Annotated in this window: 13 protein-coding genes; 9 read left to right on the top strand and 4 right to left on the bottom strand. The window is 75.0% G+C overall.

The window, feature by feature from the left end; translation table 11 throughout:
- Positions 1–109: 109 nt before the first annotated feature.
- Entirely contained in the window at positions 110–1,399 is a 1,290-nt protein-coding gene (locus ACWPWV_RS08185; protein ID WP_454042425.1) for an NYN domain-containing protein, read from the top strand.
- Between the two features lie 9 nt (positions 1,400–1,408).
- Here ACWPWV_RS08185 and ACWPWV_RS08190 read toward each other — a convergent pair whose 3' ends face one another.
- The gene (locus tag ACWPWV_RS08190) at positions 1,409–2,620 is read right to left on the bottom strand and encodes a cation:proton antiporter (protein ID WP_454042426.1); all 1,212 of its coding nucleotides are present in this window, start codon (positions 2,618–2,620) and stop codon (positions 1,409–1,411) included.
- Between the two features lie 257 nt (positions 2,621–2,877).
- Here ACWPWV_RS08190 and ACWPWV_RS08195 point away from each other — a divergent pair, with 257 nt between their 5' ends.
- The 4 genes from ACWPWV_RS08195 (at position 2,878) to ACWPWV_RS08210 (ending at position 8,627) form a co-directional block, all read left to right on the top strand.
- Positions 2,878–4,236, top strand: a complete 1,359-nt coding sequence (locus ACWPWV_RS08195; RefSeq protein ID WP_454042427.1) for an 8-oxoguanine deaminase — start codon at positions 2,878–2,880, stop codon at positions 4,234–4,236.
- A 200-nt stretch (positions 4,237–4,436) separates the two neighbouring features.
- A complete protein-coding gene (locus ACWPWV_RS08200) occupies positions 4,437–6,053 on the top strand; it encodes a nucleobase:cation symporter-2 family protein (protein ID WP_454042428.1) in 1,617 nt (538 codons plus the stop codon).
- A 379-nt stretch (positions 6,054–6,432) separates the two neighbouring features.
- Positions 6,433–7,887, top strand: coding sequence for an amino acid permease (locus ACWPWV_RS08205; RefSeq protein ID WP_454042429.1), 1,455 nt, complete (start codon positions 6,433–6,435; stop codon positions 7,885–7,887).
- A 95-nt stretch (positions 7,888–7,982) separates the two neighbouring features.
- Positions 7,983–8,627, top strand: coding sequence for a lysophospholipid acyltransferase family protein (locus ACWPWV_RS08210; protein ID WP_454042430.1), 645 nt, complete (start codon positions 7,983–7,985; stop codon positions 8,625–8,627).
- 106 nt (positions 8,628–8,733) lie between these two features.
- Here ACWPWV_RS08210 and ACWPWV_RS08215 read toward each other — a convergent pair whose 3' ends face one another.
- Positions 8,734–9,480 (bottom strand): ZIP family metal transporter, encoded by a 747-nt coding sequence (locus tag ACWPWV_RS08215; RefSeq protein WP_454042431.1) that lies wholly within the window; start codon positions 9,478–9,480, stop codon positions 8,734–8,736.
- A 109-nt stretch (positions 9,481–9,589) separates the two neighbouring features.
- Here ACWPWV_RS08215 and ACWPWV_RS08220 point away from each other — a divergent pair, with 109 nt between their 5' ends.
- The 4 genes from ACWPWV_RS08220 to ACWPWV_RS08235 all read left to right on the top strand — a co-directional run bounded on the left by ACWPWV_RS08220 (position 9,590) and on the right by ACWPWV_RS08235 (position 13,395).
- A complete protein-coding gene (locus ACWPWV_RS08220; protein ID WP_454042432.1) occupies positions 9,590–10,975 on the top strand; it encodes a sensor histidine kinase in 1,386 nt (461 codons plus the stop codon).
- Positions 10,972–11,622 (top strand): response regulator transcription factor, encoded by a 651-nt coding sequence (locus tag ACWPWV_RS08225; RefSeq protein WP_454042433.1) that lies wholly within the window; start codon positions 10,972–10,974, stop codon positions 11,620–11,622. The genes ACWPWV_RS08220 and ACWPWV_RS08225 overlap by 4 nt, the downstream gene beginning before the upstream one ends.
- Positions 11,623–11,703: 81 nt before the next feature.
- On the top strand, positions 11,704–12,141 hold the full coding sequence (locus ACWPWV_RS08230; protein ID WP_454042434.1) for a DoxX family protein: 438 nt from the start codon (positions 11,704–11,706) through the stop codon (positions 12,139–12,141).
- 75 nt (positions 12,142–12,216) lie between these two features.
- Positions 12,217–13,395: a hypothetical protein gene (locus ACWPWV_RS08235; RefSeq protein WP_454042435.1), complete on the top strand. Its 1,179-nt coding sequence runs from the start codon at positions 12,217–12,219 to the stop codon at positions 13,393–13,395.
- Positions 13,396–13,472: 77 nt separating this feature from the next.
- Here the strand turns inward: ACWPWV_RS08235 and ACWPWV_RS08240 are convergent, their stop codons facing one another.
- Together ACWPWV_RS08240 and ACWPWV_RS08245 are read right to left on the bottom strand one after the other, a co-directional pair.
- Positions 13,473–14,342 (bottom strand): hypothetical protein, encoded by an 870-nt coding sequence (locus ACWPWV_RS08240; protein ID WP_454042436.1) that lies wholly within the window; start codon positions 14,340–14,342, stop codon positions 13,473–13,475.
- A gap of 93 nt (positions 14,343–14,435) precedes the next feature.
- Positions 14,436–15,083 (bottom strand): hypothetical protein, encoded by a 648-nt coding sequence (locus ACWPWV_RS08245; protein WP_454042437.1) that lies wholly within the window; start codon positions 15,081–15,083, stop codon positions 14,436–14,438.
- Position 15,084 lies beyond the last annotated feature (1 nt).

Raw genomic sequence — 15,084 nt, forward strand, 5'->3', positions numbered from 1 at the left:
CCGGCCCCGGTGGCGCGGCCTGGTTGCGTACGATCGTACACATCGACGCCCGGGCGGCGGCGGGGAGGGCGGTCCGGCACCTGCGCCGCGAGAGCCCTAGGCTCGGGGCATGGACCTCGAGGAACGCCTGGCCGTCTTCATCGACTACGAGAACCTCGCGCTCGGCGCGCGCGAGCACCTGGGCGGGATGTCCTTCGACTTCGGACCGATCGCGGACGCGCTCGCGGTGCGGGGCCGCGTCGTCGTGCGGCGCGCGTACGCCGACTGGTCGTACTTCGACGAGGACCGGCGGTCGCTCACGCGCCACCAGGTCGAGCTCATCGAGATGCCGCAGCGCATGGGCGCGTCCCGGAAGAACGCGGCCGACATCAAGATGGTCGTCGACGCGATCGAGATGGCGTTCGAGCGCGACTACATCTCGACGTTCGTCATGTGCACGGGCGACTCCGACTTCTCCCCGCTCGTCCACAAGCTGCGCGAGCTGAACAAGCGCGTCATCGGCGTCGGCGTCGAGAAGTCGACGTCCCGGCTCCTGCCGCCCGCGTGCGACGAGTTCCTGTTCTACGACCGCCTCGAGGGCGTCGACGTGCCGGACGAGCCGGAGGAGCGCCCGACGGCGCGCCGCGGGTCCGGGCGGGCCGCGGGTGGCGCGACGGGCCCTCGCGGGGGACGGCGCCGCGCGCCGGCCGCCGAGAAGGGTGCGAAGCCGGAGCCCACGCGCGACGAGTCGGCGCGTGCGGCCGCGGCCGCGCTCGTCGGCGCGGCCCCCGGCGCGGCGTCGGCCGAGGAGACCGCGCCCCCGGCGGGCGAGGGTGCGCCGGAGGGTGCGCTCGAGGCCGTCGTGCCGACGACCGTCCCCGCCGGCGCGGACCCGGCTGCTCCGGCCGAGCCGGTCGAGGCGGCCGACGACGACGCCCCCGCGGGCGAGGATCTGCCCATGGAGGTGCGCGTCGCGCAGACGCTCGCGGACCTCGCGTCGTCGACGGGAGGTGCCGTGACGGCGTCGGTCCTCAAGCGGACGCTCCTGCGCAAGGACCCGACGTTCAGCGAGGCCGACTACGGCTTCCGCACGTTCGGCGAGTTCCTGCGGTTCCTCGCCGACCGCGGGTTCGTCGAGCTCGCGACCGGTCCGGCCACGGGAGACCCGGAGGTGTCCCTGCCCGCGCAGGGCGACACGGACGCGACCTTCGAGCTCCTGCGCTCGGTCGTGCAGGAGGAGGGCGGGTCCGCGGCGCTGTCCGGGCTGAAGAACGCCATCCGCAAGAAGCGGCCGGACTTCAGCGAGAAGGCCCTCGGCTACCGCGGGTTCCTGCAGTTCTGCAAGGCGGCGCAGGCGGCAGGTGCCGTCGCCCTCGCGTGGGACGACGACGCCGACGACTACCTCGTCACGGTGGCCTGACCGGACGGCTCACACCGTCTCGACGACGCCGTCCTGCGGCCCGTCCGTCCGTCGGTCGGCAGGCAGGTCGGCGTCGTCGCGGTCCCGTCCGAGCCGGCTCGCGACCATCGGCAGGACGATCACGGAGAGCACCCCGGCCCCGACGAGCGCGGCGCCGGTCCGTGAGCTCATCGCCCCGTCGTCCACGGCGAGCTCGGTGAGGGCCACGAGGACCGGGAGCGCCGTCGCCGAGTAGAGGGCCGTCTGGGCGCGCTCGCGCGCGGGCAGGTCCCGACGGAAGAAGAACAGCACCGGGCCGCCGCGGACGAGGAGCATCAGCGCGAGGATGAGGAGCGGCAGGGCCGGCGCGGCGACGATCGAGTCGACGTCGAGGCCCATGCCGGAGCTGACGAAGAACACGGGGATGAAGATGCCCCACGCGACGACGTCGAGCTTCTCCTCGAGCCGTCGCACGTCGCCCGGGGCCCACCGCCGCAGGACCATGCCACCGACGAACGCCCCGAGCACCGCGTCGAAGCCCATCGCCGCCGCGGTCGCGAGGAGGGCGACCAGCAGCAGGACGGTCAGGCGCAGCGTGCTCTGCCCGGTGCCGTGCTCCGACGCCTCGAGGAGGCGCGAGCCCGCGGGCGCGTGGACCTGCGCCGGGAGCACGGAGAGGCCGATCGCGACGGCACCGAAGAGCACGAGCAGGACGGCGGCGGCCCCCGTCTGGCGCGTCCCGAGGAGCAGGGCCATGGCGACGATCGGGGCGAGCTCGCCCACCGCGCCGTTGACGAGCACGGTCCGCCCCAGGCGCGTGCCGAGCCGGCCCGCGTCGCGCAGGATCGGCAGGACGATCCCGAGCGCCGTCGTCGTCAGGGCGATCGCGCCCGCGGCGAGCGCGTGGACCGTGTCGTGCTCGAGGAGCAGGAGGGCGACCAGCGCGCCGAGCAGGAGCGAGGTCAGCCACGCGGCGCCCGCCCTGCGGCCCTCCCGCTCGCGCAGCACGCTGGGCTCCAGCTCGTACCCGGCCAGGAGGAAGAGGAACCCCATGCCGAGGTCCGAGAGCAGGACCACGTCGTCCGGGCCGGCGACGCCGAGCAGCTGAGGCCCGATGACGACGCCCCCGAGCAGCAGGAGCACCACCTGGGGGAGCCGGGCGCGCGCCGGCATCAGCCCCGAGAGCAGCGGGGCGAGGAGCGCGACGACGAACACGGGGACGAGCGGCGCGTACTCGTTCACGGCGACTCCCTGGGCGGCGGACGGCGGCACCAGCATGGCGCACCGGCCCGCAGGGCGCGCGGGCGGAGCGCGCTGGCGGCCGCAGGCTCCGTGGTTGACCTCGCGCCCCGACGGGTCCTACCGTCCAGAGGAGCCGCGGCGCACCGCCGCCGGCCCCTGGATCGGCAGACAGGACCACTGAGCCGGCGCCTGTGGCGTCGCTGTGGCGCCGCCCGACCCGCCACCGGTGACGCGACGACCAGCCACCAGGAGTCCTCATGACCCGTCTCTGGATCCGCGACCCGCTCGGCGTCTTCACCGCGGACGACACCCCCGACGCCCCCGACGCACGCGGCGGGATCGTCGTCGAGGAGGGCGTCGTCGCCGAGCTCGTCCCGGCGGGCGGTGCACCCGCGACGCCCGTCGACGAGACGTTCGACGCGTCGCAGCACGTGCTCACGCCCGGCCTGATCAACACGCACCACCACTTCTACCAGACCCTCACGCGCGCCTGGGGGCCCGTCGCCGACGCCCCGCTGTTCCCGTGGCTCCAGCGGCTCTACCCCGTGTGGGCACGCCTCACGCCGCGCGACCACGAGCTCGCGACGACCGTCGCGCTGGCCGAGCTGCTCCTGTCCGGCTGCACGACGGCGGCCGACCACCACTACGTGTTCCCCGACGGGCTCGACGACGCGATCGACATCCAGGTCGACGTGGTCCGGCGCCTCGGCGTGCGGGCGACGCTCACCCGGGGGTCCATGACGCTCGGCGAGGACGACGGCGGCCTGCCGCCCCAGTCGGTCGTGCAGACCCTCGACGTCATCCTCGAGGACTCGCGCCGGCTCGTGGAGACGTACCACGAGCGCGGCGCGGGCGCGCAGGTCCAGATCGCGCTCGCGCCGTGCTCGCCGTTCTCCGTGACCACCGAGGCCATGCGGGAGAGCGCCGCGCTCGCCGAGGCGCTCGACGTGCGCCTGCACACCCACCTCGCCGAGACGATCGACGAGGAGGACTTCTGCCGCGAGCGCTTCGGGCTGCGCACCGTCGACTACCTCGAGTCGGTCGGCTGGCTCACCGACCGCGCCTGGCTGGGCCACGGCATCCACTTCGACGACGACGAGGTGCGCCGGCTCGGTGCGGCGGGCACCGGCGTCGCGCACTGCCCGACGTCGAACATGCGCCTCGCGTCCGGCACCGCGCGGGCCGTCGAGCTCGAGGACGCGGGCGCGCCCGTCGGCCTCGGCGTCGACGGCTCGGCGTCGAACGACGCGTCGACGATGATCCTCGAGGCCCGCCAGGCGCTCTACCTGCAACGGCTCAGGTACGGCGCCGACCTCCCCGTCACGCGCGCGCTGGGCTGGGGCACGCGCGGGTCCGCGCGCGTCCTCGGCCGGGACGACGTCGGCGTGCTGGCCGTCGGCAAGCAGGCCGACCTCGCGCTGTGGCGGCTCGACGAGCTGCGCTTCTCCGGGACGCACGACCCCGTCGCCGCGCTCCTGCTGTGCGGTGCGGACCGCGCGGACCGCGTCATGGTGGGCGGCGCGTGGCGCGTCGTGGACGGCACGATCCCGGGCCTCGACCTCGGTGCGCTGGCCGCCGAGCACTCCGCCGCCGCGCGGCGTCTCGTCGGGGGGTGAGCCGTGGCCGCTCCCGCCAGGCCCACCACGACCCGCCGCCGCCCCGCTCCGGTCCCCACCCTCCGCTCGGCCGTCACGTCTGCGTCGCCGCAGGCCACGGACGAGTTGGGGAGCGGGACTTGACACACGTCACACTTGGGGTTCGAATGGTGGAAGTACTTTTCCGCCCAGCGGAACGATAGCCGACGAGGAGGTCCGCTATGAATGCGCGAGCCCAGAAGGTCGCGGACGACGCCGAACGCCGTCCGGTACGCCCCGAGGACGAGCGGCTGCCCCTCGGGGCGACGTTCGGGTACGGGTTCCAGCACGTGCTCACGATGTACGGGGGGATCATCGCGCCCCCGCTCATCGTGGGCGCGGCCGCGGGGCTCACGGGCGCCGAGATCGGCACGCTCATCGCGGCGTCGCTGTTCATGGGCGGTCTCGCGACGATCCTGCAGACGATCGGCATCCCGTTCTTCGGGTCGCAGCTGCCGCTCGTCCAGGGCGTGTCGTTCGCCGGCGTCTCGACGATGGTCGCGATCGTCGGCGGCGGGGGAGGGATCCCCGGCGTCCTCGGCGCCGTGCTCGTCGCCTCGGCGGTGGGGCTGCTCATCACGCCGTTCTTCGCGCAGGTCATCCGGTTCTTCCCGCCGGTGGTGACGGGCGTCGTCATCACGACGATCGGGCTCACGCTCATGCCCGTCGCGGCGAACTGGGCGATGGGCGGCAACGCGGAGTCGCCGGACTACGGCTCGGTGAGCAACATCGGCCTCGCGGCGCTGACGTTCGCGATCGTCATCCTGCTCTCCAAGGTCGGCAGCGGGACGGTCTCGCGGCTGTCGATCCTCCTCGCGATCGTCCTCGGGACGCTCGTCGCCGTCCTCACGGGCCAGGCCGACTTCTCGGGCGTGAGCGACGGACCGGTCGCCGCGTTCCCCTCGTTCCTCGGCTTCGGCGCCCCGACGTTCGAGATCGCGGCCATCGTCTCGATGCTCATCGTCATCCTCGTGACGCTCACCGAGACGACGGCCGACATCATCGCGGTCGGGGAGATCGTCGGCACCAAGGTCGACCGCAAGCGCATCGCCAACGGTCTGCGCGCGGACATGGCGTCGTCGGTGGTCTCGCCGTTCTTCGGGTCGTTCACGCAGTCCGCGTTCGCGCAGAACGTCGGCCTCGTGGCGATCACGGGCATCAAGTCGCGGTTCGTCGTCTCGGCAGGCGGCGCGATCCTCGTGGTCCTCGGCCTGCTCCCGGTGCTGGGACGCGTCGTCGCGGCCGTCCCGACGCCGGTCCTGGGCGGCGCGGGCATCGTGCTCTTCGGCTCGGTCGCCGCGTCGGGCATCCGCACGCTCGCCAAGGTCGACTACTCCAACTCGGCGAACCTCATCATCGTCGCCGCGTCGATCTCGTTCGGCATGATCCCCATCGCGAAGCCCGACTTCTACGACCAGTTCCCCACGTGGTTCGGCATCATCTTCCACTCCGGGATCAGCTCGGCCGCGATCATGGCGATCCTGCTCAACATCCTGTTCAACCACATCAAGGCCGGGACGCCCGACAAGCCGTCCGTCTTCGCCGAGGGCGCCGAGCGCGGCGCGAGCTCGGTGGACGACGAGGACCTCGAGGACCTCGAGGACGACGGCGTGCTCAACGGGTCCGCGGGACGGCGCACCGCCGCGCCGGGGACGTCCACCGGCCCCGCCGCCGACCGGGGCACGACGCCGGCCGTCGGCTCGGACGGTTCCCCGGGCGGTCGACCGCCCGCGGCACAGCACGGTGAGGCGGGGCACGCGGCACCGGCGCCGCGCACCCCGACGCCCGAGGTGTCCTGACACCGGGCACAGGAAGACAGGTCGGCCGTCCGGGACGGCCGACCTGTCTCCGTGACCTCAGTCGAGCGGCAGGGAACCCGCCACGGGTCCTCTCAGCCCCCCGAGCAGACCGACCACGGGGAGCCGCCGCCCATCCAGCTGATGAACGGGTACAGCATGGCGTAAGCAATGCATCCCATCGTTCGCACCTTCCTGTCGTCGCGAGCTGATGACGAACCGAATGTACGTGCCGTCCCCCGTTCCGTCGCGGCGACGGGCGGACCACCGGGTGCTCCGAGGTCGTCGGCGCCCGGCCGGGCCCGGACCCGCGGTGCCGGCGGGAGTCGGGTAGCGTCGGACGTCGGCCGACCGGCCCGACCCCCTCCCACCGCAGGACCTCATGAGCACCTCCATGCCCCCGTCCGACCGGACGCCCCGTCCCACGTCCTCCGACCGGCTCGGCCACGGCCTGCGTGCCCGCCACCTGACGATGATGGGCCTCGGCTCCGCCATCGGTGCCGGGCTGTTCCTCGGGTCGGGCGTCGGCATCGCGACCGCGGGGCCGGCGGTGCTCGTGTCGTACGCGATCGCCGGGGTCCTCGTCATCCTCGTCATGCGGATGCTCGCCGAGATGGCGAGCGCTCGGCCCGCGAGCGGGTCCTTCTCCGTGTACGCCGAGGAGGCGCTCGGGCCGTGGGCCGGGTTCGTCCTCGGCTGGCTCTACTGGTTCATGCTCGTCATGGTGCTCGGCGCGGAGATCACCGGGGCCGCCGTGATCGTCACCGGCTGGTTCCCCGGCGTGCCGCAGTGGGGCGTGGCGCTCGCCGTCGTGACGGTGTTCGCCGTCGTGAACCTGTGGGGCGTGCGGCAGTTCGGGGAGTTCGAGTTCTGGTTCGCGTTCGTCAAGGTCGCGGCGATCGTCGGGTTCCTCGTGGTGGGCGTCCTGCTCGTCCTCGGCCTGCTGCCCGGCACGGAGCCCGTGGGCACGAGCAACCTGCTCGGGCACGGCGGGTTCGCGCCCCAGGGCTGGGCGGGCGTCGCGGCGGGGCTCCTCGTCGTGGTCTTCGCGTTCGGCGGGATCGAGATCGTCACCATCGCGGCCGCCGAGGCCCGCGACCCGCGCACGGCCGTCGCGCGCGCCACGCGGTCGATCGTGTGGCGCATCCTCGTGTTCTACCTGGGCTCCGTCGCGATCATGGTGCTCGTCCTGCCCTGGGACTCGCCGCTCCTCGCGGAGAGCCCGTTCGTCGCGGTGCTCGACCTCGCGGGCCTCGCGGGTGCCGCGCGGCTCATGGAGGTCGTCGTGGTCGTGGCCCTGCTCTCGGCGTTCAACGCGAACGTCTACGGGACGTCGCGCATGGCGTACTCGCTCGCCGGGCGCGGCGACGGCCCGACGGCGCTGCGCCGCGTCTCGCGCCGCGACGTGCCGTGGGTCTCGGTGCTCGTGTCGGTGTTCTTCTCGCTCGTCGCCGTGGGCCTCAACTGGCTCGCCCCGGACGCCCTGCTCGGCATCCTCCTCAACGCCGTCGGTGCCGCGCTCCTCGTCGTGTGGGTGCTCGTCGCGGTGTCGCAGCTGCGGCTGCGCCGCCGGCTCGAGGCCGAGGCGCGCGCCGCCGGCGAGCCGCTGACGCTGCGCATGTGGGGCTTCCCGTGGCTCACGTGGGCGGTCCTCGTCGGGCTCGCGGCGCTCGCGGTCCTGATGCTCACCGACGACACCGCGCGCGCCCAGCTCGCGTCGACGGCCGGTCTCGTCGTCGTGCTCCTCGCCCTGTACGCGCTCACGCGGGGCGGACGCGCGCGACGGCTGGCCGCGGCGCCCGTGCCGACCCGCGACCGGCCGGGCGCGACCGACTGAGGCGGGGACGCCGTCGTGCACCGGCGTGCACGGCGTCGTCGCAGGTCGCGTCGCGTGTGCACGGGCGTGCGCGGACGACGGTGCACAATGAGCGGATGACCTACCGCGTCCTCAGGCTCCTCCTGTCGCTGCTCGCGTACGTGCTGCTGCGACCCCAGGTGACCGGACGCAACAACATCCCGCGCAACGGTGCGGTCATCCTCGCGAGCAACCACCTGTCGTTCATCGACTCGCTGCTCATCCCGATCGTCGCGCCGCGGCACGTGACGTTCCTCGCCAAGGCGGAGTACTTCGAGGGACGCGGCATCAAGGGACGGCTGTCGCGGTGGTTCTTCACCACGATCGGCATGATCCCCGTGCAGCGCGACGACCCGCGCGCCGGCCAGCGCTCGCTCGAGGACGCGCTCGAGGTGCTGCAGCGCGGTGGCGCGTTCGGCATCTACCCGGAGGGGACGCGCTCGCGCGACGGCAAGCTGCACCCGGGCCGGACCGGCGTCGCGTGGCTCGCGCTCGCCGGGCACGCGCCCGTCGTCCCGGTCGCGGTCCGCGGCACGGACAAGGTCCAGCCGGTCGGGGCGCGCCTGCCGCGCATCCACCGGGTGCAGGTGCACTTCGGCAAGCCCATCGATCCGCAGCGCCAGCTCACGGCCGGGACCCGTCCGGCGCAGGCGCGTCGCGAGCTGACCGACGAGGTCATGGCGTCGATCCACCGCATGAGCGGCCAGGAGCTCGCGGCCTGACCGCCCCTCCGCCGAGCACGAGCGCTCGCCGAACACGACCTGACGGTCGTTCTGGTGCCCTTCGCGACCCTCAGGTCGTGCTCGACCGCGCGCGACGTCGTGCTCGTCAGCCGATCGAGCTGAGCCCGAACGCCGTCGCGAAGCCCAGCACGGTGACGAGGCCCGTCACCGGCCCGCCGAACTCGGTGGCCTCCGGGATCATCGTGTCGACGAGCATCGTGAGCAGCGCGCCCGCGGCGAACGCCTGCGTGACCGCCACGACGGCCGGTGACGCGCCGTCGAGCGCGAGGTAGCCGAACCCCGCGGCGAGGGCGGACACGACCGTCGTCGACCCCCACAGCATCCACAGCTGCGAGGGCCGCGTGCCCGACTTGAGCAGGCCCGACGTCGCCGCCATCGCCTCGGGCAGGTTGGACAGGAACACGGCGGCGAGCATGGCGACGCTCACGCCGCCGCCGCCGATGAGCGTCGCGCCGAGGACGACCGACTCGGGGATCCCGTCGAGCACGGTGCCGAGCGCGATCGCGGCGCCACCGCTGCCGCCCGCGGCCTGGACGGTGTGCCGCTGCACGCCGGTCGAGCGCTTGCGGCCCTCGCCGCCCAGGTTGTCGATCACCCGGTCGCCCACGAAGAACGTCAGCGCACCGCCCGCGAGACCGGCGAGCAGCAGCCACCCGCTCACGCTGCGCGAGGCGTCCTCCACGAGGTCGTAGGCGACGGCGCTGATGAGCACGCCCGCGCCGAAGGCCATGACGAGACCGACCGCCCGCTGCCCGGGCGGGCGCCACAGCACGACCGCCGCGCCGACCAGCAGCGACGAGCTCGCGAGCAGCCCCCACCAGAAACCCTCCATGGGACCAGTGGACCAGCGCGGCGCACGGACCGCGCGACGGGTGCTCGACGGCGTCGCTCACCCGGGCGGGGGAGGCGGCCCACGCGTGGCCCGGGGCAGGATGAGGCGTATGACGCAGGGGACCCGCCGGGGCGGCGGTGACACGGCGCAGCGGCTGACCGCGCCGCTGCGCAGCGCGTCGACCGTGCGCGCGGGCGTGTATCTCGTGATCGGCGGGGTCGTCGCGGGCGCGTACCTCGTCCTCGTGACGGGCTTCGTGCAGATGTTCGCGTCGACGCAGACGCCGCGTGTCGCCGCCGGGGTCCTCGCCGTCCTCTCGGCGGTGATCGCCGGCACGCCCCCGTTCCTCGCACCGGTGCGGGCGCTGGAGATCGCGGCGGTGCGGACGTTCCTCGACCTCGACCTGCCGGCGCCTGCCGGCGACGCGCACCCGAGCGCGGCGACCCGGTGGCGGGCCGCGGCCTGGTACGCGCTGCACCTCGCGCTCGGTGCGGCCGTGCTCGTCGTCGTGCTCCTGGCGGTCCCGGTCGCGACGCAGCTCGTCCTGTCCGCCCTCGGGGTCGAGCCCGTCCTGCTCACGGACTGGCGCCCGTGGGAGCGCGTGCCGTCGTGGGCCGGCACGTGGCCCCTCGCGCTGCTCGCGCTCGTCCTGCTGCTCGCGCTCCCGTACGTGACCGTGGCCGCTCGCGCGCTCCTGCGCCAGGCGGCGTGGCCGCTGCTCGGCCCTGACCAGTCCGAGCGCATCGCGGAGCTCGAGGCCGCGGCGGACCGCGACGCCGAACGTGGCCGGCTCGCACGGGAGCTGCACGACTCCGTCGGCCACGCGCTCACCGTCACGACACTCCAGGCGGCGGCCGCGTCGCGCCTCCTCGACACCGACCCCGACGCGGCCCGGCGCGCGCTCGCGGCGATCGAGGAGACGGGTCGCACGGCGATGGCCGACCTCGACCACGTCCTCGGCCTGCTGCGGGCCGACGCGGGCGTCGGTGCCCCGCGGTCGCCCGCCCGCACCCTCGCGGACCTCCCCGCGCTGCTCGACGACGCCCGGCGGGCGGGCGCCGACGTCACGTTCGTCGCACCGTCCGGGCCGACGCGTCGCGCCGGCCGCGGGGCCGTGCGCGCACCGCTCCCCCCGGACCTCGACGCGGTGCCGCGCGCGACGTCCCAGGAGGCGTTCCGCGTCGTCCAGGAGGCGTTGACCAACGCGATGCGGCACGCCCCGGGCGCTCCTGTCGAGGTGTCGGTCGACGTGGTGCGCGTGGCGGACCCCGACGACCGGCGCGCGCCGCGCAGCCCCGGCGTCCCACCCGGCTCCCTGCGCGTCGAGGTGCGCAACCCGCTCGGTCCGGCGGGCCGTCGTCGGGCGGGTGGTGGACGCGGCCTGGCCGGGATGCAGGAGCGCGTCCGGCTCCTGCGGGGTGAGCTGGTCGCAGGGCCGGACGACGCCGTGTGGGTCGTGCGCGCGACGTTCCCCCGGGGAGGGCCGGACGCGTGACCGACGCCGTGATCCGTGTCGTGCTCGTCGACGACGAGCCGCTCGTGCGCACCGGGCTGCGCGCGATCCTCGAGGCCGAGCCGGACCTCGAGGTCGTCGGCGAGGCCGGGGACGGCGTCGAGGTGCCGCGCGTCGTCGCCGCGACCCGGCCCGACGTCGTGCTCATGGACGTGCGCATGCCGCGCGTCGACGGGATCGCGGCGACGACGGCGCTCCTGGCGCGCGACGCGGCCCCGCGCGTGCTCGTCGTCACGACGTTCGAGAACGACGACCACGTGCTCGACGCGCTGCGCGCCGGCGCGCACGGGTTCCTGCTCAAGCGCGCCCGGCCCGAGGAGGTCGTGCAGGCGGTGCGCGTCGTCGCGCGCGGCGAGTCGCTGCTCTTCCCGGACGCCGTGCGACGCCTCGCGACCGCCCGGCCTCCCGCCGGGGACGGGCTGCGCGGCGCGCGTCTCACCGATCGCGAGGGCGAGGTGCTGCGGCTCATGGCGACCGGGCTGTCGAACGCCGAGATCGCCGGGGAGCTGTACCTCGGCGTCGAGACCGTGCGCACGCACGTCGGCAACCTCCTCGCCAAGCTGGGCGTGCGGGACCGCACCCAGGCCGTCGTCCGGGCGTACGAGTCGGGGTTCGTCCGGGCCGGCTGAGTCGCGGCCTCGCGGGGAGCCCGGTTCCGCCGCGGTCGTACCGCGGTGTCGCGAGCGGTGCCGCGGTGCGACGATCGGTGGATGGACCTCACCGTGCTCACGCAGCCGACCCGCACGTCCGTCCCCGCCACGGTCGCGCGCGTCGCGCTCGGCCTCGCGCTCGTCGGGGCGGGCGTCAGCCACCTCACCGTGGCACGCGAGGAGTTCCAGGCCCAGGTGCCGGGCTGGTTCCCGGTCGACGAGGACGTGACCGTCCTCGCGTCCGGCGCGGTCGAGATCGCGCTCGGTGCGTCGCTCGTCGTGCTGTCGCGGTGGAAGGTCGCCGTGGGGCTGGTCGCGGCGGCGTTCTTCGTCGTGATCTTCCCCGGGAACGTCGCGCAGTGGATGGAGGGGAAGGACGGGTTCGGTCTCGACACGGACGCGAAGCGCCTCGGCCGGCTGTTCTTCCAGCCCGTGCTCGTCGCCTGGGCGCTGTGGTCGACGGGTGCGCTGCGCGCCCTGCGCCGCGCCCGCGACTGAGGGTCACCCGACCGGGGGAGGGGCGTCACCGCGGCGGGTGATCCCTGCGGCCTCGTGCGGGACGAGGGTCGGGTCATGAGCACACGACACCCCGAAACCCGTCCCGTCCCCGGCGAGCCCGCCCCGACCGCTCCCGACCGTCCGCCGGCACCGAACCCCCAGCGGCCACGCCGTGCCGAGCCGGCCGACCGTGCCCGTCGGGCGCGCGGTACCTGGATCGGCCCGACCGCCGCGCTGTGGTGGGTGGTGGGTGCCGTCGTCGCGCTCGCCGTCACGCTCGCAGGCGGCACGCTGCCGGTCGGCGACGCCGACGCCACCGGGTTCAGCGCGCTCACCGCCGTCCGCGGCGCGAGCCTCACCCCGTGGGTCGCCGTCCTCGCGCTGACGGGCGCGGCGCTCGCGGCGTGGACCTGGCGCGGCGGCCGGTCCCGGCCCGTGGCGCGGGGCGTGCGCCTCGCGACCTGCGCCGCCGTTGGCCTCGTCCTCGCGGGTGCCGTCGCACTGGTCGACGCGTCGATCCTCGCCCGGCTCGGCTACCTCCCGGTCACCGCGATCATGGCGCCGTTCGACGCGGAGCTGCGCGCAGCGTTCGCCGAGTTCCTCACCCCCGGCGTGCTGCTGCAGCTCGCGGTGCTCGCCAGCGCGGGGCTGCTCGCGGCGTCGACCACGCGGTTCGCGCGCCGAGCGGTCGGCGCGTGCGAGTCGTGCGGCCGTCGGCACGACGGCCCCGACCCGGCCTGGACGACGCCCGCGTCCGCCGCCCGCTGGGGCCGGGTCGCCGCGCTCGTCGCCGCCGCGATCCCGCTGTTCTACGCCGTGACCCGCATCGCCTGGGTGCTCGGCATCCCGCTCGGCTTCTCGGCCGACGACGTCGCGGCACTCGCCGGGGACGACGCCTGGATCGCGGCGCTCGGCCTGGGCGGCTTCGCGCTCGTGGGCGCCGTCCTCACGCTCGGACTCTTCCAGCACTGGGGCGAGGTCTTCCCCCGCTGGATGGTCGGCCTCGCGGGCCGTCGCGTCCCGGTCAACCTCGCGGTGGTCCCCGCGACGATTGTGGCCGTCGCGGTCCTCCCGGCCGGTCTGTCGCTCATCGCCCTCGGCGTGAGCGACTCGAAGCTCGCGCTCACGGCCGACTCGTGGGGCGCCGTCGGCCCGGCGCTCCTGTGGCCGCTGTGGTCCGTCGCCCTCGGCGCCGCGACCTACGCCTACTGGCTCCGCCGCCGCGGCGCGTGCGTCGTGTGCGGCCAAGGCTAGCCCCCGGGGTCGCCGACCACGACCTGGGGGTCGTTCTCCGCGTGAGAACGGCCCCCAGGTCGTGCTCGGCGGCCGCGCTACTGCGGCTCGACGGGTCCGTCCTGGCTGGCGACGAGTTCGCCGCAGCTCGTCTCCTGGGCGGTCGTGACGACCGCGTCCTCCGGGCCGGCGCCCGTCGCGACGGTCTCCTCCTGGCCGTTCGTCGCCGTGCGGGCGTCGGTGTCGAGGTCCACGAAGGTGCGGTCGACGGTGAAGGAGGTGCCGTCGTCGGACACGGCGTCCAGGCCCGCGAGCCGCAGCTCGCCGCCCTGCTCCGTGCAGCCGACGCCGGTGCCGAACCCCGTGAAGCCCTTGTCGAACGTGTAGGCCTCGCCCTGGACGTTCTGCGTCGGGGCCACCGCGCAGCCGGCCGCCGAGAGGAGCAGCACCTCGCGGCCCGTGTCGACGAGGGCGATCGGAGAGGTCCCGTCGCCCGCCGCGACGAGCTGCACGATCGCGCTCGCGGGCTGGGGGCTCGCCGACCCGATCGGCGCGGAGAACGTCGCGCCCGACGCCGTCGTGATGCCGAAGGCACGGTCGGCGCCCCCGGTGATCCAGGCGGTGTCGGGGCGGCCGTCGCCGTCCACGTCGACGATCTCGTGCGTGTCCGCGCCCTCCGGCGGGCCGTCGCCCTCGGCCGGGCAGCCCTCGGCGGCGGGGGCCGACGTCGTCGGGCTGTCACTCGGCGACGAGGTCTCGGTCGGCGACGCCGACTCGCTCGCGGTGTCCGACGGCGCGGGCGACGCTGCGGGCTCGCCGTCCGTGGGCCGGTTGACGAGCCACACGACGAGCGCGACGACGAGCACCGCGACGACGGTCAGCACGATCCACGGCCAGGTCCGCCGGGTCTGGTCGGTCTCCGAAGGGTCGGGACCGGCGGGTGGTGGGGCGGAGCTCGGCGTCATCATGTCCTCAGGCAACCACCGGCCTGCCGCCGCGGCATCCGGGCAGCCGCGGCGCGCGGACGCGCGCCGACCCGCCGGCTGCCCTCGACCGGTCGTCTAACCGGGCGGGTGCGCCTGCTCGGCGAGCTCGGCGAGGGCGGTGAGCCGCGCGGACCAGAAGGCCTTGAGCGGCGCGACGTCGTCCGGCGAGCGGAGGCCGCCGTGCTGCACGCCGACCCGGACCTTGCCCGCGGGGCTGCCGTCGGCCGCACGCGGCTGGTAGAGCCCGACCGTCACGCGTCCCGGCCGGTCCGGCGGTGCGCCCAGCGCGCCGACCGGCCACGCGAGCCGCACGGACGACGTGGGCGTGGCGCCGAGCACCTCGAGCCGCTCGCCGGCACCCACCTCGTCGAGGGCGGCGTCGAGCCACCGCGCGCGCGAGGAGTCGTCCGCGACGAGGGCGTACACCTCCTCGACCGACCCCACGACGGACCGGCTGGGGGAGACCTCGTAGGTGCCGTCGGACCGCTGGCCGGGCGCACGCATCCCGCGCTCCTGCTCGTACGCGACCGTGAGCGACTGCGCCCACCAGCCGTCGACGCCCTGCTCCTCGACGAGCCACGCGGCGATGTCCCGGTGGGTCCACGTCGTCGCGTCCTGGGCGTCGAGCAGCGCGAACCACGTCGCGCGGGGTTGTCCCGTCGCGGTGGCGACGGCGTCGTCGCCGAGGGCCTCGGTGTGCCGTCGGACGCCTCCGGTGCTCATG

It is taken from the genome of Cellulosimicrobium sp. Marseille-Q8652, assembly GCF_965112045.1.